This window comes from Actinoallomurus rhizosphaericola (genome assembly GCF_024055675.1).
GTDB classification, from domain to species: Bacteria; Actinomycetota; Actinomycetes; order Streptosporangiales; family Streptosporangiaceae; genus Actinoallomurus; species Actinoallomurus soli.
The window spans coordinates 71,632-97,851 of sequence record NZ_JAMXMW010000015.1 but is presented as its reverse complement, the minus strand read 5'-3'; the positions used below and the strand labels follow the sequence as shown (position 1 = coordinate 97,851).

Below are 26,220 nucleotides of genomic sequence, written 5' to 3'. Positions count from 1 at the left end.
GGGACCACGCCGTCGCCGGCGGGGACACTGAATACCGGCCGTACCCTCCCATGCGACGACGACGGACGGAAAGACGCCGGGTCAATTCGTGTTCATGGCGTGATCCAGACAAAGAGGTAGATTGCCGCCTGTGCCGACCCCCGCCTCCTCTCCGGAGGCTCCTCCCGCCGACGACGCCGCCGCGTCCGGCCGGCGCCCGCGCGCAGCCGGGCTGCCGCTGGTCACCGCGCTGATCGTCGCCGCGGTCGCGCTGCGGCCCGTGCTGACCGGGCTGTTCGGCCACCCCGCCGTCGCCAACTGGGCCACCGTCTTCGTCGCCATCACCATCCAGGCACTGCCGTTCCTCGTCCTCGGCGTGGCGGTCAGCGCGTCGATCGCGGCGTTCGTCCCGCCCGGCCTGATCGCCCGGCTGCTGCCCAAGCGGCCCGCGCTCGCCGTTCCCGCCGCCGCGGCGGCCGGTGCGGCCCTGCCCGGCTGTGAGTGCGGCTCGGTCCCGGTCGCCGCGCGGCTCGTCTCGATCGGCGTGACCCCGGCGGCGGCGTTCGCCTTCCTGCTGTCGGCCCCGGCCATCAACCCGGTGGTCCTGGTCTCGACGGCGGTCGCGTTCCCCGGGCGGCCGGCGATGGTCCTCGCGCGGTTCCTGGCGAGTCTGTCCGCCTCCGTCGTCATGGGCCTGCTGTGGATCGTGCTGGGCCGCGACGACCTGATCAAGCCGAGGCGCTCGGACCACACCGAGGAGGGGCCCCGCCTCGCGGTCTTCCTCGCCACGGCCCAGCACGACCTCCTGCAGGCCGGCGGCTTCCTCGTCATCGGGGCCGGCACCGCGGCCACGCTGCAGACCCTCGTGCCCCGCAGCATCGTCGACTCCGTCGCCGGGACCGGCCCGCTGTCGCTGCTCGTCCTCGGCGTCCTGGCCGTCGTCGTCGCCCTCTGCTCGGAGGCGGACGCCTTCGTCGCGGCCGGGCTCAAGCAGTTCTCCCTCACCGCGCGCCTGGCGTTCCTCGTGGTCGGGCCGATGGTGGACGTCAAGCTGTTCGCGCTGCAGGCGGGAACGTTCGGCACCCGGTTCGCGTGGCGGTTCTCGCTCGCGACGTTCGCCGTGGCGGTCGCCTGCGCCGGTCTCGTCGGATGGTGGCTGCTGTGACGGAGGACGCCCGCGCGACGACCGTCCTGCTCGTCGGCGCGATGATGGTGCGCCTCGCGCTCACCGGCGCGTACGCCAAGTACGTCCGGACCGGCATGGGCGGCGTGCTCCTGGTCGCCGGGATCCTGCTCGTCGCGCTCGGACTGGTCGGCGTCGCCCGCGCCCTCGGTCTCGTACGGCGCCGCGCCGACACCCACGGCGACGCGCACGCACAGGCGGACGCCCACGGGCACGGCGACGAGCGGGGGCCCGGCCACGCGCACGGCGACGCGCACGGGCACGGCCACGCGCACGGGGACCGGGCCGGCTGGCTGCTGCTCGGTCCCGTTCTGGCGTTGCTGCTGGTCACGCCGCCCGCCCTCGGCAGCTTCGGCGTCGGTCGCAGCGCCGCCGTCGACGTCCGCTCCGGCGGGCGCACGTTCGACCCGCTGCCCGCCGGGCGTACGACGCCGATGACGCTGCTGGAGTTCGACGAGCGCGCCGCCGACCACGCCGGCGCCAGCTTCGGCGCGACCCCCGTACGGCTGACGGGCTTCGTCACCCCGGGGAACGACCGGGCCGGTTTCCGCATCGCGCGGTACCAGATCGCGTGCTGCGCCGCCGACGCCGTCGCGGCGGTCGTCCGCGTCACCGGCACGACCGGGAACACCCCCGCGCGGGACCAGTGGGTGACCGTGACCGGGACGTTCCAGCGTGCGGCCGACGGCGTACCCGAGCTGCGCGCCACCAGCCTCGCCGAGATCACCGCCCCACGGGACCCCTACGAGTGATCACCGCCGGCGGCGGGACGTCCGCCGGCGCAGATCCAGGATGTTCCGGCGCACGTCGATGACGAACAGGCCCAGCGCCAGGAGGAGCACGACGGCGCAGATCCAGATGGCGTGCGCGCCGAGGCGCAGGGTCAGCAGCCCGCCGAGGAACCCGCCGGTCAGGAAGCTCACGATGATCACGGCGAAGCTGCGGGCCTTCCGCGCCGACCCGGCGTCGCGGTCGGCCACCGCCACGTACAGCGCCTGCGCGGCGGAGCGGAGGTTCCCCGTGGTCATGGTCGTGTTGTACGGCCAGTCGAGCAGCTTGCGGAACGACGAGACCTGGACCGACGCGACGAACGCGATGACGACCACGAGCGCGTCGGCGGGGACGACGGACGACAGGAACCCGGCGGCCACGAGGACGAGGATCTCCAGCACGAGGGCGGCCCTGGCCGGGCTCCGTACGACTGCCGCCATGCGGGGCCGCCGCAGCGTCTCCGCCACGGTGACCCCGATGGCGAAGGCGACGATCGGGGGCAGGTGCCGTACGGCGCTTCCCCAGTGCCCCTGGGCCGCCTCGACGCCGAACAGCACGACGTTCCCGGTCTGCGCGTTGGCGAAGACGCCGCCCAGGTGGATGAAGGAGTACGCGTCGAGGAACCCGCCGACCAGCGCGAGCAGCACACCGAGCTCCAGCGACGCCACCGTACGGCGCCGCGCGGACTCGGTGGCGGCCCTCATCTCAGCAGTCGCTCCGGAAGGGGCACATGGCGGGCGCGCAGCCACTCGCCGAGCGCCTTGGCCTGCGTGTCGAAGCGGCGCGCCTCGGTCGCGCCGCCGTCCAGCAGGCCACGGACGACGAAGTTGACCGCCCGGAGGTTCGGCAGGACGTACCGGTCGACGGCCAGCCCGCGCGTCTCCGGCAGCAGCTCCTGGAACCGCTCGGTGGTCATCGTCGCGGCGAGCCACGGCCACGCCTCGGGGTCGGCGACCCACAGGCCGACGTTCGCGTTGCCGCCCTTGTCGCCGGACCGGGCGTGGACGAGCCGGCCGAGCGGCCCCTCGACGGTCGGCCCCGCCTCGTACGGGGGGAGGGCGACGTCCGTCTCAGCGGCGGGTTCGGCGGTCGCCGGGGGCGGAACGATCTCCTCACGCCCGTCGGGGTGCACGACCGTGTGCCGGGGGACGTCCTGGGGGACGAGCGTCGGCCAGTACACGCCGTACGCGGACCCGGCCGACGGCACTCCCATGCCGTAGATCCCCGGGTAGCTGGACAGGGCGAGCTCGACGCAGAGCGCGGAGAAGGCACGGCCCGCGCTGTTCTGGTCGCCGTCGACGGCGACGTGCAGGAGGCTGGACCCGGCCATCTGGTCCGCCGGGTCGGTCGCGGGCGCGCCGATGCGGGTGAAGCGCAGGTCGGCGATGCCCGGTTCGCCGTCGAGCCGCGCGCGCACCGCCCGCTCGACCAGCGCGGCCTTCGCGTCGACGTCCAGCCCGGTCAGCACGAAGGTGCAGGAGTTCCGCCAGCCGCCGAGCCCGGTCACGGCCACCTTGGTGGTCGGCGGCGGCGCCTGCCCGCGCGCGCCGCTGATCCGGACGCGGTCGGGCCCCTCCTGCTCGACGCGGACGGTGTCGAGCCGGGCGATCACGTCCGGGTTCAGATAGCCGGGCGCACCGACCTCGTACAGCAGCTGCGCGGTGACGGTGTCGACCGTGACCGCCCCTCCGGTGTCCTCGTGCTTGGTGATCACGCTCGACCCGTCGCGGTCCACCTCCGCGATCGGAAACCCGGGGTGGCGCAGGTCGGCGATGCCGGTGAAGCCGGAGAAGTTGCCGCCGGTGGCCTGCGCCCCGCACTCGATCACGTGCCCGGCGACGACGGCCCCGGCGAGCGCGTCATGGTCGTCCGGCGACCAGCCCCACCACCAGGCGGCGGCCCCCGTCACCAGCGACGCGTCCGCGACCCGGCCGGTGATCACGATGTCCGCCCCGCCCGCGAGGGCGGCCGCGACGCCGAACCCGCCGAGGTAGGCGTTCGCGGTCAGCGGCTCGTGTCCCCAGCTCGCGAACGGCTCGCCGGTGTCCAGGTGGGCCAGGTCGTGCCCCTCGGCCGCCAGTCCGGCCAGGCGCGCCGACAGGTCGTCGCCCTCCACGTGCGCGACCGCGAGGTCGACGCCGACCTCGGCCAGCAGCGCCCGGGTGTCCCGGGCCAGGCCCGCCGGGTCCAGGCCGCCCGCGTTGACGACGACCTTGATCCCGCGCTCGGCGATCTCGGCGGCCACCGGCCTCAGCTGGCGCAGGAAGGTCGTCGCATACCCGCCCGAGGGCTTCTTCAGGCGGTTCTTGGCCAGCACGAGCATCGTGACCTCGGCCAGGTAGTCGCCCGTGACGACGTCGACCGGTCCGCCGCGCACCATCTCGGCGAGCGCGGAGATCCGATCGCCGTAGAAGCCGGAGCAGTTCGCGATTCGTACCGGCCGATTCATGCCGCTCCCAGGTGCCGAGTCCTGCGCCGGGGACGGGGACCGCGTCGGAATCCGTCCCGGAAGGCGAAGTTACCCCACGGTCGCCCGGCCGGTCCCGCCCGGCTCACGCCGTGAGAATTCGCGGCACGTGAGCCGCATTTTCCGCGTGCGACGGGTAGGTGGCCTGCGAGACCGATGAGCCGGAAGGAGACGACCATGGGTGAACAGAGCGCCAAGCACGGACCTCACATCGACGACGAGATACGGCACGAGACCGAGGGGCTAGAGCGTGCGGGCCGTCCGACGCACGCGGAGGAGTGGAAGGAGACCGAACCGGTGGTGGACGACCGCGATCGCGACCCGACGTCGGCGAATCTCGCGGACCGCGAGGGGACTCCGGCCGGCATGAGCCCGGACGACGTCGAGCGGCGCAGCGACGTGGCACGCTACCTCGCCGGGTTCCACGAGCCCATGCGCCCGGCCGCACTGGCCGAACGCGCCGCGGGCAACGGCGCCCCGGACGAGATCGTCTCGTCGCTGCGGAACCTTCCGGACCGGGAGTACACACGGGTCGCGGAGGTCTCCGAGGCACTGGGCCTGGGCAACGAGACCCGGCGAGCCTGACGACGCGACGGCGAGGCGCGCGGCGACCGCTGATCAGGTCGCCCCGCGCTCCGTCTCTCAGCGCGCAGTACCCGATTTCACCGCGCCGACGTTATTGCTGAGCGGATTCCGGAAGCGCTTTTACTTCGACGCAGGCTCCCTGCCGGCCGCTCCGGCTACTTTTTCTCCAGCCGTCATTGGTCACGATCAGCGAAACGCGTACGTCTTCCTGTTACCGAAGGCTCACCGCTCGGTGAGCATCGCCAGATCATCGGCGTGGCTCAAGGCCGAGGCGACCAGATTCGACGGACGCGAGCCAGATGAACTGCCCGCGGGATGCCTGGCCTCATTCGGTGTCTGCGAGCGCGGCTATCACCGTGTCGAGGAGGTCGCGGAGGTGTTGGGCGTCTTTGGGGCCGAGCGCGTCGGTGAGCTTGTCCTCGATTCTGCCGACGTGCTGGTAGGCGGCCTGAAGGGTGCGGTGGCCTTCGTCAGTGAGGTACAGCTCTTGGATGTTGCGATGCCGGGGGTGGGTGCGTCGTTCGACTAGTCCGTTGGCTTCGAGCTTGGTCGCCAGCAGCGCAACTGCTTGGGTGCTGACGCCAAGGCGTCGTCCTAGCTCGGCGCCGTTGAGTCCTGGGTAGACGTGGACGTGCATCAGCAGCGAGTACGAGGCGGTTGAGAGCCCGACCGCTCGCAGGGCCGGCTCCTTGGCGGATTGGAGCGTGAGGTCGGCGCGGCGTAGCGCCCAGCCGACTCGCTGGAGTGCTTGTTCTGGGATGACGTCCGGTGGCTGGCTCACGGCGTCAGTATAGACCTGCCTTGAGCTAGATCAAGGACTTGATCTCCATCAAAGCTTTGCTACGTTGTGGATCGTGGTTTCCAAGCGCGACAGGAGCGAAGCGATGAGCGACGACCGCGCGCCCGGCGATGAGCGGGGTGTCGCAGTGCAAGCGGGGGCCGGTGTTACATCGGAGGCGGGCCGGTCCATGCAGGCCGCCGTTGAGCAGGCTGGGAGGCGGCGTTGGGGTGTGCTGGCGATCTGCTGTCTGAGTCTGCTGATCGTGGGTTTGGACAACACGATCGTCAACGTGGCGCTTCCCGCGATGAGCCACGATCTGCACACCGCGGTTTCCGGGCTTCAGTGGATCGTGGATGCCTACACGCTGGTGTTGGCGAGCCTGTTGATGCTGTCGGGGTCGATGGCCGACCGGCTTGGCCGTCGCCGCGTGTTCCAAGTAGGCCTCGCGGTGTTCGGCGTCGGGTCGCTGCTGTGCAGCCTTGCTTCCAGCGTCGGTCTGTTGGTCGGGTTCCGTGCGGTTCAGGCGGTGGGCGGATCGATGCTCAACCCGGTCGCGCTGTCGATCATTACCAACACGTTCACCGATCGGCGTGAGCGCGCGAGGGCGATGGGCGTGTGGGCAGCGATCATCGGTGTCAGCATGGCGCTCGGCCCGATCGCCGGTGGCGCGCTCGTCAGCTCTGCGGGATGGCGGTCGATCTTCTGGGTCAACATCCCGGTCGCCGCGGCCGCGATCGCGTTGACTGCCCGGTTCGTTCCCGAGTCACGGGCGCCCAGGCCACGTCGCCTGGACCCGGTCGGCCAGGTGCTCGTGATCGCCCTGTTCGCCGCTTTGACCTTCGCGATCATCGAGGGGCCAGGCTCCGGGTGGGGCTCGGCGAAGATCGCGATCGCGTTCGCTTTGGCCGCGGTCTCGGCGTGTGGCTTGCTGGTGTGGGAGCGGCGGCCGGAGGAGCCGTTGATCGATCTACGGTTCTTCGCCAGCCTGCCGTTCTCCGGCGCGACTGTCGTCGCGGCCGGCGCGTTCGCGTCACTCGGCGGGTTCTTGTTCCTCAACACCCTCTACCTGCAAGAGACCCGCGGAATGTCGCCGCTGAACGCCGGCCTGCACACGCTCCCGATGGCCGTCCTGACGATCATCGTCGCGCCGATCTCAGGCCGGATCGTCGCCGCACGCGGCCCGCGTATTCCTCTGCTGGTCGGCGGGCTCGGCATCACCGCCTCAGCCGCGATCCTCACCGGCCTCACCGACCACACCTCCTACGCACTGCTGGCGCCGGCCTACGTCCTGTTCGGTGCCGGGTTCGGGGTGCTGAACGCCCCGATCAGCAACGCCGCCGTGTCTGGGATGCCGCTGGCGCAGGCCGGCGTCGCCGGCGGGATCGCGTCCACCAGCCGCCAGATCGGCCAAGCACTCGGCGTCGCGGTCGTCGGTGCGCTCGCCGGCACCGCAACAGGAGCGAGCACGCACCTCGACATCGCGCACGCCAGCCACTCCGGCTGGTGGGTCATCCTCGGCTGCGGGATTGCAATCACCGCCACGGGGCTCGCGATCACCACACCGGCTGCTCACGCCACGGCAGCGAACGTTGCGAGGACCCTGCTGGGGGAAGACGATGCCTCCTGACCCAGGCCGTGGTTCCTCTCAACGGGGCAAGTCGCTCGAACTTGCCGCCCGCGGCGTCGTGCGCGGTCATGTCGTTACTGCGGTCGAGCTGCTGCGCAGTCGACTGGACATCTATCGCGATCCCAACTGTGCGCGCCTCTGATGCCACCACCGACCTGACAGCCAACCGCACCGCGTCGCCGACCGACTCGATCCCGGCCGGAGCCAGCCAACCCTACGACCACTCCAATCAGAAAGAACGCTCATGAGCAGAGAACAAGCCGAAGCCATCGCTCAGACGCTGCGAGACTCACCCCTCGATGTCGGTGGCGAGGCGGTCGAGCAGCGAGCGCTGTTCGCGCAGTTGATGGCTTCACGTCCGCGCCCGGCCGATCTCGTCGCCGACAACATCCAACTCGGCGACACGCCGGCCGTTCGCATCTCCATCGGACAGGCGAAGCCAGGCCGGCCGGCCGTCCTGTACTTCCACGGCGGCGGGTACGCGATCGGAACCGCGGCCGAGACCATCGGACTGCCAGGCCAGATCTCCGCCCGCAACGACGTCACGGTCCTGTCCGTGGACTACCGTCTCGCACCGGAAAACCCGTTCCCAGCAGCACTCACCGACGGACTCGACGCCTACCAGGCCGCACTCGACGCCTACGCACCAACCCGGTTGGCCGTCGCGGGAGAGTCTGCCGGCGGAGGACTCGCCCTCGCTACGCTCCTGGCCGCCAAACAACGGGGCCTAGCGATGCCCGCCGCCGCGTTCGTGATGTCCCCGTGGGTGGACCTCACCCTCTCCGGCGCGAGCATCGACACCAAGGCCGATATCGATCCCGTCATCTACCGCGCAGCGCTTGAGCTGCGCGCCCGAGAGTACGCAGGCGACCAACCCCGCACCGACCCGCTCGTCAGCCCACTCTTCGGCGACTTCGACGGCTTCCCGCCATTGCTCATCCAGGCCGGCTCACACGAGTGCCTGCTCGACGACGCCGTCAGACTCGCCGGACGCGCCGCGACCGACAACGTGGCGATCACCCTCGACATCACTCCCGGCGTCCACCACGTCTTCCAAGCCGTCGCCCCCATCCTCGACGAGGCGGACGCCGCCCTGCAGCGAGCGTCCATATTCCTCTCCCAGCACCTCTCCAGCACCGCAGACCCGGCAGAAACCCTCATCGGCTGAGGTTGCGGCCGGAGTCGATTCGCAGCTCCGGTCCGTGCCGTCGCCGGACGGGCCAGCAGCACCTTCGCGCCGACCGTACTCGCCTGGTGGCGACCTACACCGAGCACGGCAAGACCGTGCACGTCATCCTTCCGGCGTCCGGCATCATCCTGACGGCCGCCGAGCCGGCCGAACTTCGAGGGCCGCGACGATCCGCCGAGTCCTCGCCGTGCTCACCCGGCGCGCCCCGCACCGTACGACGGCCGCCAACACGCTCGCGGTGTGAGTGATCGGGTCGCCGGTGATCCCCGGTGCAGCCTGCGGGGCACCTCCAGCGTCCCCCTGGGGGCATCACGTTCTGCGCCGTCTACCGAGAGGAGACAGATTCCACTGAGAGGAGACGCCCCCGAACGCGGGGGCACCCCCGTCCCTTTGAGCGGAGCCTCCGCGCGTGCCCCCGAGCGTTGAGGAGCAGGCCGCCCACCTGTGTGCTCGATTGAGGGTGGCCGGCTCAGGTTCCGTTGGCGTCCGCTGCCTCCGGTGCCGACGAACGAGGCCCGGCCTGCATGAATCGAACTCAAGCGGAGCCGACGAGCTGCGGGAACGCGGTTAGCGAGATCTGTCCTGAGCGTGAGTTGTTCTTGGCCGGATGAGAGGGAACATAGAAGTCGAGTTGGAGGTTTCCGCCAGTCGGCGGCACAACGTACGTACAGATCTTCGGAGGTGGTTCGCGATGCTGCTGACGTCGATCGACCCATTCGTGCAGGAGTTCGAGCGGCAGTTCGACCGGCTCACCCGGCAGACCCTCGGACAGTCCGGCGGCGTGGTCATGCCGATGGACGGCATCCGGCGCAAGGACGACGTGGTGCTCCGGTTCGACGTGCCCGGCGCCGACCCGGACTCGATCGAGGTCACGGTCGACCGCGGGGTCCTCACGATCAGCGCCAAGCGCGAAGAGGAGTTCGCCGAGGACGACCGGGTCTTCGTCCGGGAGCGTCCCATGGGCACCTTCACCCGACGGGTCTATCTCTCCGAGCACCTGGACGCCGAGCGCATCGACGCCGCGTACAACAACGGCGTGCTCGCGGTCCGCATCCCCGTGCTGGAGCAGGCCAAGCCGCGCAAGATCGAGGTACAGAGGTCGGAGCAGAAGGCGATCGTCCGCTGATCGGGCCGATCGCCGGCGGGGTGGGCGCGTCACGGCGCCCACCCCTTCGTCGTCCAGGGGAGGAGCGCCATGGGATCACTGCCCATCGACGATGAGCACGCGCCGCTGTACTCGGTCGGGCAGGTCGCGGGGATGCTCGACGTCCAGCAGGCGTTCCTTCGGCGGCTCGACGAGTACGGTGTCGTCCGTCCCCAGCGCTCCCCGGGCGGCCAGCGCCGCTACTCCAGGCGGGAGATCGACCGCGTGCAGTACGTCGTCCGCCTCGCCGACGAGGGGATGACCCTGGCGGCGATCCGCCGGGTCCTCGAGCTCGAGCAGGAGGTCCGCCACCTGCGGCGGCAGATCGAGGCGGCGCGTCTCCGCATCGCCGCCCTCGAGGCCGGCACGGACGAGCCGGAGGCCATCGCCTGACCCCGGTCCCACCGGCCGGCTCGCGCATCGGCTCCGGCCTGGTGGGAATGACGGCGACTACGGGGGTGGCGAGCCGAGCCGCAGGTGAGAGCGGGCCTCACGGGTCAGCGGACGCGGACCGACTGGCCGATCGGGTTTCACAGCAGAGAGCGGCTGGACCCACCCGCCGCTCACCGCCTCCCGTGCACCGAGCGGCTGGACCCACACCCATCCCCCGGCTGCTCACCGCCTCCCGTGCACCGAGCGGCTGGACCCACACCCATCCCCCGGCTGCTCACCGCCTCCCGTGCACCGAGCGGCTGGACCCACACCCATCCCCCGGCTGCTCACCGCCTCCGGCTGTCCGCCCCGGGCACTCGGTGGGGCCGGGTCAGTTCTCAGGGCACGTGACGCGCGGTCGGGTGGCCGCGGACAGGGTGTGCAGGTCGTCGAAGGCTTGGTCCAGGTGTGCCTGCAGGCTTTGCGACGGGTCCTCGATCCACGCGTCGGCCGCCGCCTGGAAGGTCGCCCAGCCGGTTTGGGCGGCCAGGGCCGCCAGCCGGTCGTTCTGGCCGCGCCGGCGCAGCGCTTGTGCCAGGGCCTCGATGATCGAGGCGTGCTTGGCCAGTTCGCGTTCGCGCAGGGCCGGGGTCGCGGCGATGATCTGCAGGCGCGGTTCGGAGAACGGGCGGTTGTCCTCGAGGATCCGGGCGGCCGTGCGGAACGCGCCGAGCAGCACCTCGAACGGCGCCAGGTCCTCGGGCGCCTCGATCACCTCCCGCACCAGCGCGGCGCGCAGGTCGGCTTCGCCGTCGAAGAGCACCTCGCGTTTGTCCGGGTAGTGCCGGAAGAACGTGCGTGGGTTGAGCCCGGCTCGCGCGGCGATCTGCGCCGCGGTGGTCTCCTCGAATCCGCGCTCGCTGTACAGCTCCAGAGCCGCCTGCTGAAGGCGGCGACGTGCGTCCTCACCGCTGCGTGGCACCTTGCGAGCTTAGCGCGCCGGATCCGTCGCCTGCACCGGTTGCGCCAGTGAGTGGCGCTACCTTAGAGTCACTCACTGGCGCTAAGTAGCGCCAGTGGGTGGCACTAAACGGGAGTTCTCCATGCATGTCTTCCTTACGGGCGGCTCCGGCCAGACCGGCCCCGCCGTCGTCGCCGAGCTCATCGCGGCCGGCCACACCGTCACCGGCCTCGCCCGCTCCGAGGCCGCCGCCGCCCGGCTCACCGCACTCGGCGCCACACCGCACTACGGCTCCCTGGATGACCTCGCGAGCCTGCGCGACGGCGCGGCGGCCGCCGACGGCGTCGTCCACCTGGCCTTCGGCGGGAACTTCGCCGACACGGACGAGCTCATCCGCCGCGACTGCGCCGCGATCGACGCGCTCGGCCAGGCACTGGCCGGATCGGGCAAGCCGTTCGTGAGCACCTCAGGCACTCTGGTGGTCGAGCCCGGCCGCCTGAGCACCGAGCACGACGCCCCGGACCCCGACTCGGTCGCCGCCTTCCGCATCCCCGGTGAGCGGACCTGCCTGGCCTTCGCCGACCACGGCGTCCGCGCCAGCGTCGTACGCCTGGCCCCGACCGTGCACGGCCCGGGCGACTACGGGTTCATCCCGGCCCTGATCGCGGCCGCACGCCGGGCGGGCGTCTCGGCCTACATCGGCGACGGCGCCAACCGCTGGCCCGCCGTCCACCGCCTCGACGCCGCCCGCCTGTTCCGGCTCGCGCTCGAGAACGCCCCCGCCGGCAGCGTGCTGCACGGCGCGGGCGAGAGCGCCGTCACGATCAGAGCCATCGCGCAGCAGATCGCGCGCACCCTCGAGATCCCCACCGGGTCACTGACCCTCGAACAGGCCGCCGAACACCTCGGCAACCCGTTCCTGGCCACGTTCTTCTCCCTCGACGTCCCCGTCTCCAGCGCCCACACCCAAGCACTCGTCGGCTGGAGCCCGCAGCACCCCACGCTGCTCGAGGACCTCGCGACCGGCGACTACTTCACCCCGCAGGCCAGCGCCCGCGCCGAGCGGATCTGGGCCCCCCACCACATCCACGGCTGACGCACATACCCGCAATAGCGGACACTTCCAACCCTTCGGGCTTACTCGAAGTCGTCGGGGCTGAGATCCTCCGGCCGGGCGGTGCCGCCGCCCGGTGACCGGTCCTCCTCGCCGGGCGCGTCCCCGGCCGGATGCTGCTCGGCCTCCTCCTCCGTCGGCGTGAGCGGTGTTCCGGTGGCCTCTTCGGCGGCACCGCGCTCGGCACCCCCGGGGCCGTGCTGCTCTGTCATTCTCGGCCTCCTCCCTGGTCAGGGCACCCCTACCCGCCGCCAGAGGCCCGACACGGAGCTCATCTCCGCCGTCTCTCGATATTGGAAAGCGTGTCCGATAGGTCGCCGTTAGGGTGATCGGCAGCAATGCCGACCGATGAGAGGTCACCGGGGTGGACCAGGCGTTCCAAGTCGATCTGCGCGGCGTCGTCGACCTGCTGAGCAGGCACCTGTACTCCAGTCCCCGCGTCTATCTGCGGGAGCTGCTGCAGAACGGGGTCGACGCGATCACCGCACGCGGCGACGGACCGGGACGGATCCGGATCGAGACCGGGGCCGAGCTTCGCGTGCACGATGACGGGATCGGCCTGACCGAGGCGGAGGTCCACGAGCTGCTGGCGACGATCGGCCGGTCGTCCAAGCGCGACGAGCTGGGCCTGGCCCGGCACGACTTCCTCGGCCAGTTCGGGATCGGCCTGCTGTCGGCGTTCCTGGTCGCGGACGAGATCACCGTGGTGACCCGTTCCGCTCGCGGCGGGGACGCCGTACGGTGGACCGGCTTCGCCGACGGCCGCTACCGGGTCGAGCCTGGCACGCGTGACGAGCCGGGCACCACCGTGAGCCTGCGGCCCCGGCACGGCGCGGGCGACTGGCTCACGCCCGCGACCGTCACCGAGCTCGCCGCGACGTACGGCGAGCTGCTGCCGGTCGAGCTGACGGTCGACGGGCGGCGGATCACCGCGGACGGTCCGCCGTGGCGGGCGGCGTACCCCGATCCGGGCCGCCGCCGCGTGGCGCTGGAGGAGTACTGCCGGCGGCTGTTCGGATTCGCGCCGTTCGACGTCATCGACCTGGATGTACCCGAGGCGGGGCTGACCGGGGTCGCGTTCGTCCTCCCGCAGCCGGTGACCCCGTCCTCGCGGGGCGCGCACCGCGTCTACCTGAAGCGGATGCTGCTGGCCGAGGGCGTGGAGGGGCTGCTGCCCGACTGGGCGTTCTTCGTGCGCTGCGTGGTGGACGCCGGGGAGCTGCGCCCGACGGCGGGACGCGAGGCGCTGTACGAGGACGAGCTGCTCGACGCCGCCCGGGACGCGCTGGGCCGGCAGGTGCGGCAGTGGCTCGTACGGCTGTCGGAGACCGACCCGGCCCGGCTGCGCGCCTTCCTGCGCCTGCACCACCTCGGTGTCAAGGCGATGGCCCTGCGCGACGACGACATGCTGCGGATCGTCGACCGGTGGCTGGAGTTCGAGACGTCCGACGGACCGATGACCCTGGCGGAGTTCCGCACCCGGCACCGGGACGGGCGCTACACCGCGGACGTGGACGAGTTCCGGCGCCTGGCGGCCGTGTCCGGCGCGCAGGGTGTCGCGCTGGTCAACGGCGGCTACGTCTACGACACCGACATCATCGAACGGCTCCCGGCCATCGACCCGGACGCCGTGCTGCGGCCGCTGGACCCCTCCGAGCTGACCTCGCACTTCGGCGTGCTCGATCCGGAGACCGAGCTGGCGCTGCGGCCCTTCCTGGCCGCCGCGCAGCGGGCCGTCGACTCGCTCGGCTGCGAGGTCGTCGTCCGCGACTTCGACCCGGCCTCACTGCCCGCGCTGTACCTGACCAGCCGGGCCGCCCGGCACCAGGCCGAGCTGCGTGAGGCACGCGAGTCCGCCGACGCTCTGTGGTCCGACGTGCTCGGCGCGCTGGAGGGCATGGCAGCCGTGAGCGACCGCCCGCAGCTCGTCCTCAACCACCGCAACCCCCTCGCCCGGCGCATCACCGCGCTGTCCGAAGCCGGGTTGATCGAGCTGGCGGTTCAGGCACTGTACGGCCAGGCGCTCCTGCTCGGCCACCACCCGCTGCGGGCCGCCGACACCGCCGTGCTGAACCGTTCCTTCCTCGGCCTGCTCGACTGGGCCGTCCACGACCCCGCCCCGGAGGACCGATGAGTGTCGAGCAGGCGTATGAAGTGTTGGGCCGTGCGGGCGAGCTGCCGTACGGCCAGGCGCGGACGATCATGGTCGAGGAGGCGCTGCGGCTGGCGGAGGCGGCCGCCGACGAGCGCCTCGCGTACCGGATCCGCCATTACCTGCGGAACGAGTACAGCCAGAGCGGTGAGCGCGCCAAGGCGTTCGCGGTGTTCGTGCGCTGCCTGAGCGACTACGACCGGAACCCCGAGCTCGGCGAGGAGCACCGCCTGTTCTGGGGTTTCAAGGGGACCGTGACCGGGCTGACGAGATTCCCCGAGATCCCCCTCGTCCGTACGCTGGCGGTCCTGGACGACATGGAGCGCCGGTACCGGCTCGCCGGTGAGGGCCTGCAGCCGGTCTACATGTGCCGGGCCGTCGTCACCCAGCACATCCACGGCGCGGAGGCGGCCGAGGAGTGGTACACCCGGTGGCACGCGGCTCCGCGCACCCGGCTGTCGGACTGCGAGGGCTGCGACCCCAGCAGCAAGGTCGCCTACCTGGGAGCGCGCGGCCGGGACGAGGACGCGATGGCGCTCGCCGAGCCGCTGCTGCGCGGCGAGCTCGGCTGTGACGAACAGCCCCAGACGATCCTCACCGAGCTCCTCCCCATCTATCTCCGTACGGGCCGCCTCGACGCCGCCGTCGACGCGCACCGGCGCGCGTACCGCGCGCAGCGGGACCGGCTGTCGGAGCTGTGGGGCATCGCCGTGCACCTGGAGTTCTGCGCCCGTACCGGGAACGAGGCCCGCGGCCTGGAGCTGCTCGAACGCCACCTCGGCTGGCTGGACCGCGCCCCGACGCCGTACGACGGCATGCGGTTCGCCGCGGCGGGCGCGCTCCTGCTGCGGCGGCTCGCCGAGATCGGCCACGGTGACGTGAGCGTACGGCGGCCCGCGCACGGCGATCGACCCGCCGCCGAGGTGCTGGCGGCCGACCTGCGGGCGGAGCTGACCAGGGAGGCCCTGGACCTCGCCGCGCGCTTCGACGCCCGCAACGGCACGCCGGAGCAGGGCCGCCTCGTACGGGACCTGCTCGACGCCGAGCCGCTCGTCGACCACCTGCCGCTGACCCCGTACGCGCGCCGCGCCCCGGCGCCGTCCCCGGCACCGGCTCCGCAGGAGGACTTCGGCGGCGTCGACGACGTCGACCGGCTGTTCGACCTCGCCGAAGAGCACTGGAGGCGACGGGAGTTCGCCGCGGCGCTGGCCGCCTGGCGGCGCGTCGACGCGGTCGCGGGCGACCTCTCTGCCGTCCAGCGGGGGCGGCGGGTCGACGGCGAGGGCCTCGAACGCCTCCTCACCGGGGACCCGCAGGGCGCGATCGAGCTGTGGCGGCGGTCCGCCGAGCTGTACGCGCAGGGCGGCGACGAGGAGAGCGCCCGGTCGGCGACCAGCCGGTACGCGTCCGTGCTCTGCCAGGCCGGGCAGGCCGAGGCGGGACTTCCGTTGCTGGAGTCCACGTACGCCTGGCTGAACTCCCACGGCGCGGACCCCCGGCGGGTGCTCGCGGCCCGTGGGCGGCTGGCCGCCGCGTACGGCGAGGCCGGCCGCACCGACGACGCGCTCGCCTTGCTCGACGCGGAGCCCGCGCCCACCGAGCCCGACGACCTCGGCGACCAGGAGATGATCCGCGCCCGCGTCCTGGGAGCGGCCGGCCGCGAGGCGGAGCTCACGCCCGTACTGCGGCGGGCGGTCGGCGGCTTCCGCGAGAGCGGCCAGCGGGCGGTCCTCGCCGAGGCCGCCTTCCTGCTCGGCCGGCGGCTGGCCGCGAGCGAGGCGGAGGAGGAGGCCGCGGAGGCGGACGCGCTGCTCACCGAGGCCATCACGAACGCCCCGGTCGACATGGCCGGGCTCCGCGCCGCCGCGTACGCCGTCCGCGGCGGTCACCTGCTGGGCCGCGGGGACGCCGCCCGGGCCGCCGAGGACCTGGTCGAGGCCGTCGCGGGCTTCACCGCCGAGGGCTCCCACCACCAGGCCGCGTACGCGCGCCAGGACCTGTGCGTCGCCTACCTGGAGACCGGCCGGTACCTCGAAGCGGCCGAGACCGCCGAGGAGGCGCTGCCGCTCTTCACGGCGCACGGTGACGCCGACGCCGCGCGCCGGACCCGTTACCTGCTCGCCAACGCCCAGCGCGACCTCGGCGAGGTCGACGCCGCCGCCGAGACCTTCACCCGTCTCGCCGAGGACGAGCGCGCCGACCAGCCGTCCGCCGCCGCGCGCCTGCTCGTCCAGGCGGGCGACCTGCTGAGCCGGCTCGACAAGGACGCCACCGCCGCCGAACGCTTCGCCGCGGCCGCCGAGGCGTCGACCGCGGCCGGCGACCCGTACGGGACCGTCCAGGCGCTGCGGCGCCGGGCGCTGTGCGTGATGTGGAGCGGCAGCGCCGAGGACGGCCTGACCGCCATGGCCGGCGCGCGGGCCGCGCTCGCGAACCTGCCCGGTGACGAACCCGCCGCCCTGGCCTGGGAGACGGCCCTCGTCGACTTCGACGAGGCGCGGATCCTCGGCGCCCTGGAGCGGTTCGACGAGGCGATCGCCGGTGCCGAGCGCGCGGCCGCGGCGTTCGCCGACCTGGACCAGAAGGATCCCGCCGAGGCCGCGGCCAGGCTGCGCGCCGATCTGATCGCCGCGCGGTCGGGCCCCGCCGACGCGGGTTCCTGAAGAAGTGCCTGCTAGCGTCGCCGCTCGTGGTGGAGAACGTGTACGTCGGAAAGGCCGCCGCCGACGCGGCCGGTGACCGGGGCTGGCTCCTCGGTCATTTCAAGCCGGTCGGCGACATCCGGCACAGCGAGGACGTCGAGATCAAGTGGGGCGTTCACCCGCGCGGCGACCGGCGGGCGCAGTGGGCGACGGAGGAGAAGCGCACCGCCCTGCTCGTGCTGATCAGCGGCCGGTTCCACCTGGAGTTCCCCGGCCGCGACGTCGTCCTGAGCGAGCAGGGCGACTACGTGGTGTGGGGGCACGGCGTCGACCACTCCTGGTACGCCGAGGAGGAGTCGGTCGTCATGACCGTCCGCTGGCCGTCCATCCCCGGCTACGCCGTCCCCACCGCGTAACCCGCCGGCTCCGTCTTCGGAGGGCCCTCGTGAGGAGGCCCGTGCACTGGTCTCCTCACGAGGGTCCGTCTCACACGATCAGCCGGTGACGGGGAGGTCGCCGGTGACGGGGGTGGGCTTGGGCGCCTCGCCGGGCGGCGCGGGAACCGGGGTGCCGGTCGCGGTCGGGGTGGGGGTCGGCTGTGGACTCCCCGGCGGCTGGGTGGGCGGCTTCTGGCCACTGCCCCCGGAGCAGGTGGCGGAGGAGACGCTGAGGGTCTGGGTACGGCCGGGGCCCAGCGGGAGCACGGCCTCGATGGCGGTGACGGTCAGGCTGCCGTCGGCGTTGCGGGTCTGTTTGTTGAGGGTGACGGAGGCGGTGCCGAGTCCCTGGACGGGGATGCGGATGGCGCTGTTCGGCGCGGCGACGGCGGCGAGGCGGTGCCCGGCGAGGCTCGCGCCCGCGAGGCGGCTGACGCCGGTGCCGTCGTGGCAGGTGGCGGTGACCAGGTGCGCGGTGAGGGCGGCCTTGGCGACGTGCAGGTCGGTGACGCTCGCCCGCCCGTACGCGGGTTTCGCGGTGACGTGCAGGGCCTTGACGTCGATGAGGGGGTTGGCCGGCAGGTGCAGCAGGCTCTTGTCGGCGGTGGCCGTGGCGGCCGGGGTGGCGGGGATGGCGACCAGGCCACTGGCGGCCAGGCCGTAGGCGGAGCCGGTTCCGGTGGTGGCCGAGGCCGTACCGGCCAGGGCCAGGGGCGCGGCCAGCGCGGCGGCGATGGCCGCGGAGGCGGAAAGACGCGTCAAGCGCACAGGGGGTCCACTCCTTCGGGGAAGCTCTCCGCGAGCGGGCGCGGAGTCGGTTCGGACGCGCGGCCGCTCCGCGTCAGGCGCGGTTTCGAGCGGGCGGCCGGGCAGATGGAGGACACCGCCGGAAGAGGCCGAGGCAGTACGCGGCGTGGAGATCGCGCGGCACGGCCGGCCGGCGTACGCGCACACCGGCCGGACCCGGTGGGCCGGCCGGCTCTGCGGCGACCTCGCCATCGACGTCACCCTCTTCCGGAACAGGTGCCTTCCGCCCGCCAATACGCATGAAGTGGCACCGGGGTTGCACGCTTCCGAAGAAGTTTTTCGGCGACCGTACGCCTCAGGACGTCCGTTCCTCGACGACCTGGTCCAGGAAGGCGTCGAGGTTCTCGCGCATCCGGCCCACCTGCTCCTCGAGGGTGAGCGACTCGGTGAACCGCGTGGCGAGGGGGTTCTTATTCTTGCCGCGCACGTACAGCGGGCAGGCCAGGTCGCCGCAGATGTAGGTGCCCACCGTGTTGCCGTCGCGCCCGGCGGCGCCTGCCCGTCGCGCGACGAAGAGGGAGACCCCCGACCCCGCGTGGGACGTCAGGCAAAGGGAACAGACCGTCGTCTTCGCCAGGCTCCGGCGAACCTCGGCCGAGACGCGCAGCGAGACCCCGATCAGCGCGTCGCCGCGTTCCGCCACCAGGTAGCCGCGGTCCGGCGCTCCCGGATCTCGCCAGCCCAGGTAGTCCAGGTCGTCCCAGGGCAGGTCGGCCAGCCCCCGAGGCAGGTGCATCTTGCGTGCCTCGCCCTTGGAGCAGTTGACGAAGGAGCCCCGGATCTCTTTCTCCCCGATCGGTCTCATGCGCCGTACCGTAGTGTCCAGAATCGACATCTGTCGCCTCATTTAACCGGTTCACCGGCGCCTGACCTGCGAAAGACCCCGCCAGACCGGCGGTCGGGAGCGTACGGCTTGTCGGTGACGAGGCGTACCGTTCGGCCGCATGAGCACGGTTGACTTCGTCGAGTTCCCCTCCGAGTCCGCATCCGCTTCCGGCCGGTTCTTCGAGGAGGCGTTCGGCTGGAGGAGCACCTCGTACGGTCCCGACTACGTCGACGTGCAGGGCGGAGGCGTCACCCTGGGCTTCCAGGCGGACCCGGCCGAGCGACCGGGCGCACCCCTGGTGACCATCCGCACCGGCGATCTCGACGCCGCGCGGCGGGCCGTCGAGGCCGCGGGCGGGGTCGTCACCGTCGAGCCGTTCGGCTTCCCGGGCGGCCGGCGCTTCCACTTCCGCGAGCCGGGAGGCTGTGAGCTGGCCGTCTGGTGTCCGACCGGGACCTCCGGCCCGTGATCATCGGGTCGGCGGCGGTAGTTCGCGGCGTAGACGATCGCCGTTGACGCCGAGTTCCCTCCTCGCCTCCTCCATGAACGCGTGCCGATGTTCACGCTTGCCCGCCACTCCCTCCGTAGGCGACCCGGCGCGAAGGAGAGCGTGCAGGGCGAGGGTGTAGTCGTGGGCGGCCTGGGCGGTTCGGTCGGAGCACACGAGCTCGCAGGTCTTCTTGGTGAGCCAGAGGGCGTGGAGTTGGTCCCTAGCCTCGTCGTCGTCCTCCTGGGAGCCGATGACGTCGCGACGGTCGAGGAACAACTCCACGCTCTGCGCCGCGGACAGGAAGCCCAGGATCGCCTCCTTGCGCTCGGCCCGCTCGGCCGTCGCCTGCGCGCGGCGCTCCCGGCGAGCGTCCACGCGCGTGGTGAGGTACTGACCGACCAGGGTGCCGGCCGAGCCGAGAACCACCCCCGCGAGCGGCAGGACTGTCGCATACCACGTCATGGCCGCCATAGTGCGGCAAGAAGATCCCTTGCGTCATCCGCCTCTGCGCGGAGTCTCAGTCCTGCGCGGGGTCTCGGCTCTGGTCGGCCTCGCGGGACGGCAGGGCGAGCCGCTCCGCGGCGCGTACGACGAACGCGCGACGGCGGGCGCGCTCGTCCGGGTCGTCCGGGTCGAGCCCGGACAGCATGCGGGTGAGTTGCGGCGCGGCGTGCCACCAGGCGGCCAGTCCGATGACCAGGAAGGCGAGGTAGGCGGGGTCGAGGTCGTCAGTGAGAGCGCCGTCGCGCTGCGCGGCCGTGAAGGCCCGGACCTTGCGCCGGTAGTGCTCGGTGCGGTTCGCCTCGTCGGCCGGGGGGCCGCCGGCCAGCCCCTCCCACAGGAGCAGGCGCGCCAGCTCGGGATGGGCGGCGTGGTAGTCGAACGTACGCCCGGCGAACTCCCCGATGTCCTTCAGGCCGTCGGCCGGTGGCGTCACGGCGGCGGCGAGCTTCTCCAGCTCGTCGCGGAGCACCGACTCGAACAGCGACTCCTTGTCGCCGAAGTACTTGTAGAGCCGTTCCTTGTTGATGCCGGCCCGCTCGGCGATGCGCGTCATGGTCGTGCCGTCCGGCCCGTACTGGGCGAACTCCACCGTCGCCGCCTCCTTCAGCCGGCGGCGGGTCCCCTCCGTGTCCCAGGCCATGACCCCACTCTATTCCAACGGCAACGTTGCGGTTAGCCGTCGAACGGCTTAGGGTCGCAATCACAACTCCATCGTTGGAGTTGGATATGGATGGGAGGCCACAGCGATGAATGTGGACATCACGAATAAGGTCGCGGTCGTGACCGGGGCCGCGCAGGGGATCGGGCGCGTGCTGGCCCTCGGCCTGGCGGCCGAGGGCGCCCGGGTGGCGGTGCTCGCGCGGGACCGTAAGCGGGCGCAGGCGGTCGTCGACGAGATCGGAACGCTGCCCGACGCGCCGCCCGCCCTGGCCCTCGAGGCCGACGTGCGCGACGAGGCCGCCGTACGCGAGGCAGCCGCCGAGGTCGACCGCGCGTGGGGCCGGGTCGACGCTTTGATCAACAACGCCGGCTGGATGCCGCCCCGCCAGCCGATCCTGGAGGCCGAGGCGTCCCTCTTCGAAGAGGTCCTCGGCTCGAACCTCATCGGCAGCGTCCTGACGACGAAGCACTTCGCGCCGCTGATGATCCGGGGCGGCGGAGGCCGCATCATCTACCTCTCCAGCGCCGTGAGCGTGCAGACCGCTCCCGGCGGGGCCGCCTACGGCGGCTCCAAGGCCGCGGTGAACGTCCTGGCCAACGTCGTCCACCAGGAGCTCGCCGACGACGGCATCCGCACCACCGCCCTCGCCCCCGGCCTGACCGTCACGCCGGGCATGGAGAAGATCGTCACCGAGGAGCACCTCGCCCGTGTCGCCGCGCAGTACCCGGGCAGGCGCATCGGGCAGCCGGAGGACCTGGTGCCGCTGACCGTCTTCCTGTGCAGTGAAGCGGCAGAGCACATCTCGGGCAGCCTCATCTTCGTACGCCCACCCGGTCGCTGAGCACCGGCCGGCGAGGGTTCAGATGCGGCGCGGCTTCGGCGGCGCCGCAACCGCTCCCGTCACGACGTCGTGCACGGTGAACCGCTGCAGCTCTGCCGCGACGGCGTCGGCGACCGCCCGGTCGAGACGGGTCAGTGACTCCTGGACGTTACGGCCGACCGCACAGTCCGGGTCGGGCCCGTGCAGTCCGAGCACCGGGTCGTCACCCTGGAGGAGCCGCCAGACCTGCGCGAGCGTGATGTCCCGGGCGTCGGCCGCCAGCTCCCAGCCTCCGTGCACGCCCGGCCGCGACCGCACCAGCCCGGCCCCGCGGGGCGCGCCTCAGCGTGCCGGCAGGGTGGGATGGGGTTCCGCGGAAACGCCGTCGATCATCGCGGTGGTGAGGGCCCAGCGTTCGTGATCCCGCCAGGCGCCGTCGATGAACAGGAGTTCGGGCGAGCAGCCCTCGTACCGGAAGCCGACTCGCCGGATCAGACCGATGGAGGCGTGGTTGTCGGGCTGGATCTGGGCCTCCAGCCGATGGAGCCGCAAGCCCTCGAAGGCGTGACGCACGACGAGGTTCAGACCTTCGGTCATGTAACCCTGCCCTGCCGTCGGGGCGAAGGCGGCGTACGACAGCGAGCCGTTCTGGAAGCGTCCCCGGATGATGCTGTTGATGTTGACCAGGCCGGCGATGGCCCCGGTGCCGCGCACGCAGATCAGCAGCGACTCATCGTCGGTCTTCGCAAAGCGGGCGGCATACGCCTGGAACTCCTGCGCGGTCGCGGGCAGCTTCATCCACGGGCGGTGCAGCTCCCTGCTCGCGGCCACCAGTTCGAGGAACTCGTCCTGGTCACGGTCGGCGAGCGGGCGGAGGGTCACCCTGCCCCCACCGGTCTCGGCTTCGTCGTCATCGATCACAAACTGCACCGTAGCCGTCAGGAGAGGGCTCGGCCGCCCGGTCGACCTGAGAGATCAACCGTCGCACAGGTATTGCTATTGCAAGCTAATTGCAACAAGCTGGGCGCGTCCGTACCGCCGCTCGAGACGCGGAGCCACGCCATGCCCCACCTGGTGCCACCGACCGGACCACAGCGCGTCATCGCCGCCTCGAACTTCGTCAACACCATCGGCAGCGGCATCTACCTGACCGCCGGGGTGCTGTACTTCACCCAGGCGGCCCACCTCCCGGCAACCGAGGTGGGCCTCGGACTCGGTATCGCGGGCTTCGTCTCGCTCGCCGCCGGCGTCGCGGTCGGCCATCTCGCCGACAGGCACGGAGCACGAAGCGTCTACGCGGCCACGCTCATCGTCCGGGGCCTGGCGACGGCCGGTTTCCTCCTGGCGGACGGCTTCTGGCCGTTCGTTCTCGCGGTCTGCGCGGCGACCGGGGCGCATGCCGCCGGACAGGCCGCACGCAGCCCGCTCATCAGGTGTCACGGAGGAGACCGGCCCCAACGGTTCCGCGCCTATCTCCGTGCCGTGACCAACATCGGCGTCTCCCTCGGAGCCCTCTTCGCGGGCTGGGCCGTCCAAGCGGGCACCGACACCGCGTACCGGCTCCTCATCGCCGGTAACGCGATCTCCTTCGTGGCCTCCGCGGCGATCCTGGTCCTCCTACCGCCCGTCACGCCCGGGCCCGCCGACGACGGCCCCCGCTGGATCGCCCTGCGGGACCGGCCCTACCTGCTGATCACCGCTCTCGACGGCATCATGGCCATCCAGTTCAAGGTGCTCACGGTGGCCATCCCGCTCTGGCTCGTCCAGGCCACGGCGGCACCGCGCTGGCTCATCTCGGGCACGATGCTGACCAACACCGTCATCGTCATCGCGTTCCAGGTACGGGCCAGCCGCGCCATCGACTCCCCGGCGGCCGGGGGCGACGCCTACCGCCGATCCGGCGTGGCCTTCCTCGTGTCCTGCGTACTCATCTCGCTCGCCGCCGGCGTCCCGCCGTGGCCGGCCGTGACGCTGCTCATCGCCGCCGTGGTGATCCACACGGTGGGCGAGCTGTGGCACTCCGCCGGCGGTTTCGAGGTGTCCTTCGCCCTCGCCCCCGACCACGCCACCGGGCAGTACCTGGGCGTCTTCGGCCTGGGAGCCGGCCTCGCCGAAGCCCTCGGGCCGAGCCTGCTCATCTCGCTCTGCATCGCCTGGGGCCGCCCCGGATGGTACGTCGTGGGAGCGCTGTTCACCCTCACCGGCCTGGCGGCGCCGCTCGCCGTCCGCCGGGCGCAACGCCACCGACCCGCTCGACCCGCGTACCTCGAAGCCACTGCGACCACCTGACCCCTCACTCGGCGCCGACCATCGGCTCCTCGTCGTCCTGGTCAGCCCGTGGCGGTCCGCGTACGAACCCCGCCGGAGACCGATCTTCACGGTCGCGGGGACCGTACGGCCGGTGCCGGGCCTTCCTGTCGCGTGGTTGGGTGGGCGCCATGGGAGAGCCAAACCACACGCCGCCGAAGCCTCCGCTGGGCGAACCGATGTGGGCACGACCGATCCGTACGCTGCTGGACCGCGCCGAAGCCGACGAACCGGGAGAGGTCACCTACGTCGAGCAACGGCCGGCCCGTACCGAGACCGCGAGGCTGCTCGGAGTCGCCGAAGGCGCACCGCTGGTCCTCCGCCAACGGGTGGTCGTGCAGGACGAGATGCCGTGGGAGTTCATCAGCCTCTGGCTGGACCCCGACCTCGCTCGCGCCACCGGCCTGGACGTCCAGGCGCCGGTGTCGGCGAGCATCCGGCGGCTCATCGAGTCGGCGGCCGGACGGCGGTTCGGCAGCGTCGCCGAGCACCTCATCGCCCGGCGACCCACCGGCGCGGAGGCCAAGGCGCTGGGCCTCGCGAGGAACGTACCCGTCCTGGCGATCCTCGCGACGGTCGCCGACACGCAGGAGCGCCCTGTCCTGGTCGTCGACCTGGCCCGCCCCGGCGAGTCCCGGGAACCGGCCGACGTCTACGCGCTCTGACGACCGCCAGGACCGCCCCCGGTCGGCATCGCCGGTTCCTTTCGGTCCGCCCCGGCGCCGCCGCAGTGGGCGCGGGCGCCGAGGATTCTTGCTGTCAGGACAACCAAAAGTCTCGGCGCTGAGCGGCTCCCTGTAACTCGCCGCTGGGGACAGCGGTGCGGGTTCCGAACACGCGACCGATGACTTTTGCCTCTCCGCGTGGTCTACATCGTGGAACGTCCCTCCCGTGCGTGCGGGAGATCCGAGATGAGATGACGAGGAGCGTGCACCCCCGTGGACCAGGAGAACGTGAGCGCCACCTTGACCGTCGCCGTGCCCGCCGCAAGGGTGTTCGCGGTGCTGGCGGACCCGACGACCCATTCCGTGATCGACGGCACCGGCTGGGTGCGGGAGGCCGTCGACCGGGCGCCGCTGAGCGAGGTGGGACAGGTCTTCCGGATGGACATGTATCACCCCAACCACCCGGACGGTGACTACCGGATGGCCAACAAGGTCCAGGTGCTCGACGCGCCGCGCGCCATCGGCTGGCTGCCGGGACAGGAGAACGGCGACGGTCACCTGGAGTTCGGCGGCTGGATCTGGCGTTACGACCTCGCGCCGCTCGGCCCGTCCGAGACCGAGGTCACGCTCACGTACGACTGGTCGGCGGTGCCGCAGGCCATCCGCGAACACTTCCAGTTCCCGCCGTTCGGCCCAGACCACCTCACCAACTCCCTGCGCCATCTGGCCGAACTCGCCTCCGGCAGGTGATGTCGTCGACCGGCATGACCCCTCACGGCACCGCGCGACGGCCCGGTCATGACGGTTTTTCGACGGTGGTCATCGGTACGATCCGCGCGATGGTGGTCCCCTGAGACCTCGATGGGAGCGGATCGCGTGGGCGTGCTGTTCGACTACTTCCGTGCGCCCGACCGGGAGGCGGCGCTTCGGCTGCTCGACGAAGGGGATGGCGTGCCGACCGGACCGGCGACCATCGGCGCAGGCATGGACGCGCTGGACGCGAAAGGGATCGATCCTTACGTCATCCTCGGCCGGTTGCTCGGCCTGATCCTCGCTGTGCCGTGGAGCGTCGGGCTGGTCGAGACCGTCTGCGTCTGGCCGCCGGAGGAGTGGGCGCGGATCCTGCCTGTGAGCCTCGGCCTGCCACCACGTCGGTCGAGGCCGTGCGACGTCCACGGTCGCCGTACGTGGAGTGTCGACCGCTTTGACCGCTGGGTGCCGTCGCGAATAGCTTCATGATCATGTCTGATACTCCGCGCCTTCCCGGGCTCACGTTGGCCGACGCGGACTGGTTGGTGCAAGCCGCGCTGGCGGTCGGTACGGAGCGAGGCTTTCCGCCGCTGGCGGTGGCCGTCGTCGACGTCGCGGGAGAGGCGATCGTGCTGCGGCGGAGCGATGGCGGCATGCCGATGACCAGCCGTATCGCCGTCGCCAAGGCGCGCACCACGCTTCTCGCGCTGAAGTCCTCCGGTTCGGTCGACCTGCCCGGGCCGATCGTCGACAGCATTCAGCACCTGTACGGCGGCGACTTCGTCCCCTTCGCGGGTGGTGTTCTGATCACCGACGGTGGGGTGATCCTCGGTGCCGCGGGCGCATCCGGCGCTCGTGCCCGTGAAGACGAAGAGGCCGTGCAGACGGCGGTGCGGCGGTGGCAGGAGAGCCGTTCCACGGCCGGCCAGAAGTGATGCGGGTGGACGGCCGGCACCTTCTTCGACCGTTGTACGGACGTGCGGGCC

At 71.9% G+C, this 26,220-nt stretch carries 30 protein-coding genes; 18 read left to right on the top strand and 12 right to left on the bottom strand.

Going from position 1 to position 26,220, the window contains the following annotated elements:
• Positions 1-130 precede the first annotated feature (130 nt).
• Positions 131-1,144, top strand: a complete 1,014-nt coding sequence (locus NE234_RS29485) for a permease (protein WP_252783952.1) — start codon at positions 131-133, stop codon at positions 1,142-1,144.
• Positions 1,132-1,914, top strand: coding sequence for a TIGR03943 family putative permease subunit (locus NE234_RS29480; protein WP_252783951.1), 783 nt, complete (start codon positions 1,132-1,134; stop codon positions 1,912-1,914). The genes NE234_RS29485 and NE234_RS29480 overlap by 13 nt, the downstream gene beginning before the upstream one ends.
• Here the strand turns inward: NE234_RS29480 and NE234_RS29475 are convergent, their stop codons facing one another.
• The gene (locus NE234_RS29475) at positions 1,915-2,637 is read right to left on the bottom strand and encodes a YoaK family protein (protein WP_252783950.1); all 723 of its coding nucleotides are present in this window, start codon (positions 2,635-2,637) and stop codon (positions 1,915-1,917) included.
• Positions 2,634-4,382, bottom strand: coding sequence for an acyclic terpene utilization AtuA family protein (locus NE234_RS29470; RefSeq protein ID WP_252783949.1), 1,749 nt, complete (start codon positions 4,380-4,382; stop codon positions 2,634-2,636). The genes NE234_RS29475 and NE234_RS29470 overlap by 4 nt, the downstream gene beginning before the upstream one ends.
• 195 nt (positions 4,383-4,577) lie before the next feature.
• Between NE234_RS29470 and NE234_RS29465 the strand changes: the two genes are divergently transcribed.
• Positions 4,578-4,985, top strand: a complete 408-nt coding sequence (locus tag NE234_RS29465; protein ID WP_252783948.1) for a DUF2795 domain-containing protein — start codon at positions 4,578-4,580, stop codon at positions 4,983-4,985.
• A gap of 91 nt (positions 4,986-5,076) precedes the next feature.
• On the opposite strand, the gene NE234_RS29460 is transcribed toward NE234_RS29465, so the two are convergent.
• Both NE234_RS29460 and NE234_RS29455 read right to left on the bottom strand, forming a co-directional pair.
• Positions 5,077-5,169 (bottom strand): DUF397 domain-containing protein, encoded by a 93-nt coding sequence (locus tag NE234_RS29460; protein ID WP_252783947.1) that lies wholly within the window; start codon positions 5,167-5,169, stop codon positions 5,077-5,079.
• Positions 5,170-5,310: 141 nt separating this feature from the next.
• Positions 5,311-5,766, bottom strand: a complete 456-nt coding sequence (locus tag NE234_RS29455; protein ID WP_252783946.1) for a MarR family winged helix-turn-helix transcriptional regulator — start codon at positions 5,764-5,766, stop codon at positions 5,311-5,313.
• 103 nt (positions 5,767-5,869) lie between these two features.
• Between NE234_RS29455 and NE234_RS29450 the strand changes: the two genes are divergently transcribed.
• From NE234_RS29450 to NE234_RS29435, 4 genes are all read left to right on the top strand, one after another.
• Positions 5,870-7,393 (top strand): MFS transporter, encoded by a 1,524-nt coding sequence (locus tag NE234_RS29450; RefSeq protein ID WP_252783945.1) that lies wholly within the window; start codon positions 5,870-5,872, stop codon positions 7,391-7,393.
• 244 nt (positions 7,394-7,637) lie between these two features.
• Positions 7,638-8,561, top strand: a complete 924-nt coding sequence (locus NE234_RS29445) for an alpha/beta hydrolase (protein ID WP_252783944.1) — start codon at positions 7,638-7,640, stop codon at positions 8,559-8,561.
• Positions 8,562-9,273: 712 nt separating this feature from the next.
• Positions 9,274-9,708, top strand: a complete 435-nt coding sequence (locus tag NE234_RS29440; protein WP_252783943.1) for an Hsp20/alpha crystallin family protein — start codon at positions 9,274-9,276, stop codon at positions 9,706-9,708.
• Between the two features lie 69 nt (positions 9,709-9,777).
• On the top strand, positions 9,778-10,119 hold the full coding sequence (locus tag NE234_RS29435) for a MerR family transcriptional regulator (RefSeq protein ID WP_252783942.1): 342 nt from the start codon (positions 9,778-9,780) through the stop codon (positions 10,117-10,119).
• A gap of 370 nt (positions 10,120-10,489) precedes the next feature.
• Here NE234_RS29435 and NE234_RS29430 read toward each other — a convergent pair whose 3' ends face one another.
• Positions 10,490-11,080: a TetR family transcriptional regulator gene (locus NE234_RS29430; RefSeq protein ID WP_252783941.1), complete on the bottom strand. Its 591-nt coding sequence runs from the start codon at positions 11,078-11,080 to the stop codon at positions 10,490-10,492.
• 121 nt (positions 11,081-11,201) lie between these two features.
• Here NE234_RS29430 and NE234_RS29425 point away from each other — a divergent pair, with 121 nt between their 5' ends.
• The gene (locus tag NE234_RS29425; protein WP_252783940.1) at positions 11,202-12,155 is read left to right on the top strand and encodes an SDR family oxidoreductase; all 954 of its coding nucleotides are present in this window, start codon (positions 11,202-11,204) and stop codon (positions 12,153-12,155) included.
• Positions 12,156-12,196: 41 nt separating this feature from the next.
• On the opposite strand, the gene NE234_RS29420 is transcribed toward NE234_RS29425, so the two are convergent.
• Entirely contained in the window at positions 12,197-12,385 is a 189-nt protein-coding gene (locus NE234_RS29420) for a hypothetical protein (RefSeq protein WP_252783939.1), read from the bottom strand.
• 152 nt (positions 12,386-12,537) lie between these two features.
• Here NE234_RS29420 and NE234_RS29415 point away from each other — a divergent pair, with 152 nt between their 5' ends.
• Genes NE234_RS29415 through NE234_RS29405 form a run of 3 tightly spaced genes read left to right on the top strand, consistent with a single transcriptional unit; the run spans position 12,538 to position 17,383 of the window.
• On the top strand, positions 12,538-14,307 hold the full coding sequence (locus NE234_RS29415) for an HSP90 family protein (protein WP_252783938.1): 1,770 nt from the start codon (positions 12,538-12,540) through the stop codon (positions 14,305-14,307).
• Entirely contained in the window at positions 14,304-16,988 is a 2,685-nt protein-coding gene (locus NE234_RS29410; protein WP_252783937.1) for a hypothetical protein, read from the top strand. Before NE234_RS29415 ends, NE234_RS29410 begins: the two co-directional genes overlap by 4 nt.
• 29 nt (positions 16,989-17,017) lie before the next feature.
• On the top strand, positions 17,018-17,383 hold the full coding sequence (locus NE234_RS29405; protein WP_454923403.1) for a signal peptidase I: 366 nt from the start codon (positions 17,018-17,020) through the stop codon (positions 17,381-17,383).
• A 78-nt stretch (positions 17,384-17,461) separates the two neighbouring features.
• On the opposite strand, the gene NE234_RS29400 is transcribed toward NE234_RS29405, so the two are convergent.
• Complete coding sequence (locus NE234_RS29400; protein ID WP_252783935.1) at positions 17,462-18,172, bottom strand: choice-of-anchor P family protein; 711 nt, start codon at positions 18,170-18,172, stop codon at positions 17,462-17,464.
• 334 nt (positions 18,173-18,506) lie between these two features.
• Positions 18,507-19,016, bottom strand: a complete 510-nt coding sequence (locus tag NE234_RS29395; protein WP_252783934.1) for an FBP domain-containing protein — start codon at positions 19,014-19,016, stop codon at positions 18,507-18,509.
• 139 nt (positions 19,017-19,155) lie between these two features.
• On the opposite strand from NE234_RS29395, the gene NE234_RS29390 reads away from it, so the two are divergent.
• Positions 19,156-19,506, top strand: coding sequence for a VOC family protein (locus NE234_RS29390; protein ID WP_252783933.1), 351 nt, complete (start codon positions 19,156-19,158; stop codon positions 19,504-19,506).
• Here NE234_RS29390 and NE234_RS29385 read toward each other — a convergent pair whose 3' ends face one another.
• Complete coding sequence (locus tag NE234_RS29385) at positions 19,507-19,989, bottom strand: hypothetical protein (RefSeq protein ID WP_252783932.1); 483 nt, start codon at positions 19,987-19,989, stop codon at positions 19,507-19,509.
• 55 nt (positions 19,990-20,044) lie between these two features.
• Entirely contained in the window at positions 20,045-20,671 is a 627-nt protein-coding gene (locus tag NE234_RS29380; protein WP_252783931.1) for a TetR family transcriptional regulator, read from the bottom strand.
• Positions 20,672-20,783: 112 nt separating this feature from the next.
• Between NE234_RS29380 and NE234_RS29375 the strand changes: the two genes are divergently transcribed.
• Positions 20,784-21,533 carry an SDR family NAD(P)-dependent oxidoreductase gene (locus NE234_RS29375; protein ID WP_252783930.1) on the top strand — a complete coding sequence of 250 codons (750 nt, stop codon included), beginning with the start codon at positions 20,784-20,786 and terminating at the stop codon, positions 21,531-21,533.
• 18 nt (positions 21,534-21,551) lie between these two features.
• Here NE234_RS29375 and NE234_RS29370 read toward each other — a convergent pair whose 3' ends face one another.
• On the bottom strand, positions 21,552-21,830 hold the full coding sequence (locus tag NE234_RS29370) for an Rrf2 family transcriptional regulator (protein ID WP_252783929.1): 279 nt from the start codon (positions 21,828-21,830) through the stop codon (positions 21,552-21,554).
• A gap of 24 nt (positions 21,831-21,854) precedes the next feature.
• Positions 21,855-22,433, bottom strand: coding sequence for a GNAT family N-acetyltransferase (locus tag NE234_RS29365; RefSeq protein ID WP_252783928.1), 579 nt, complete (start codon positions 22,431-22,433; stop codon positions 21,855-21,857).
• A 141-nt stretch (positions 22,434-22,574) separates the two neighbouring features.
• On the opposite strand from NE234_RS29365, the gene NE234_RS29360 reads away from it, so the two are divergent.
• From NE234_RS29360 to NE234_RS29340, 5 genes are all read left to right on the top strand, one after another.
• Entirely contained in the window at positions 22,575-23,801 is a 1,227-nt protein-coding gene (locus NE234_RS29360) for an MFS transporter (protein ID WP_252783927.1), read from the top strand.
• Positions 23,802-23,950: 149 nt separating this feature from the next.
• Positions 23,951-24,484, top strand: a complete 534-nt coding sequence (locus NE234_RS29355; RefSeq protein WP_252783926.1) for a UTRA domain-containing protein — start codon at positions 23,951-23,953, stop codon at positions 24,482-24,484.
• 273 nt (positions 24,485-24,757) lie between these two features.
• Positions 24,758-25,234: an SRPBCC family protein gene (locus tag NE234_RS29350; protein WP_252783925.1), complete on the top strand. Its 477-nt coding sequence runs from the start codon at positions 24,758-24,760 to the stop codon at positions 25,232-25,234.
• A gap of 126 nt (positions 25,235-25,360) precedes the next feature.
• Complete coding sequence (locus NE234_RS29345) at positions 25,361-25,723, top strand: hypothetical protein (RefSeq protein WP_252783924.1); 363 nt, start codon at positions 25,361-25,363, stop codon at positions 25,721-25,723.
• Positions 25,724-25,758: 35 nt separating this feature from the next.
• Positions 25,759-26,169, top strand: a complete 411-nt coding sequence (locus NE234_RS29340; RefSeq protein ID WP_252783923.1) for a GlcG/HbpS family heme-binding protein — start codon at positions 25,759-25,761, stop codon at positions 26,167-26,169.
• Positions 26,170-26,220 lie beyond the last annotated feature (51 nt).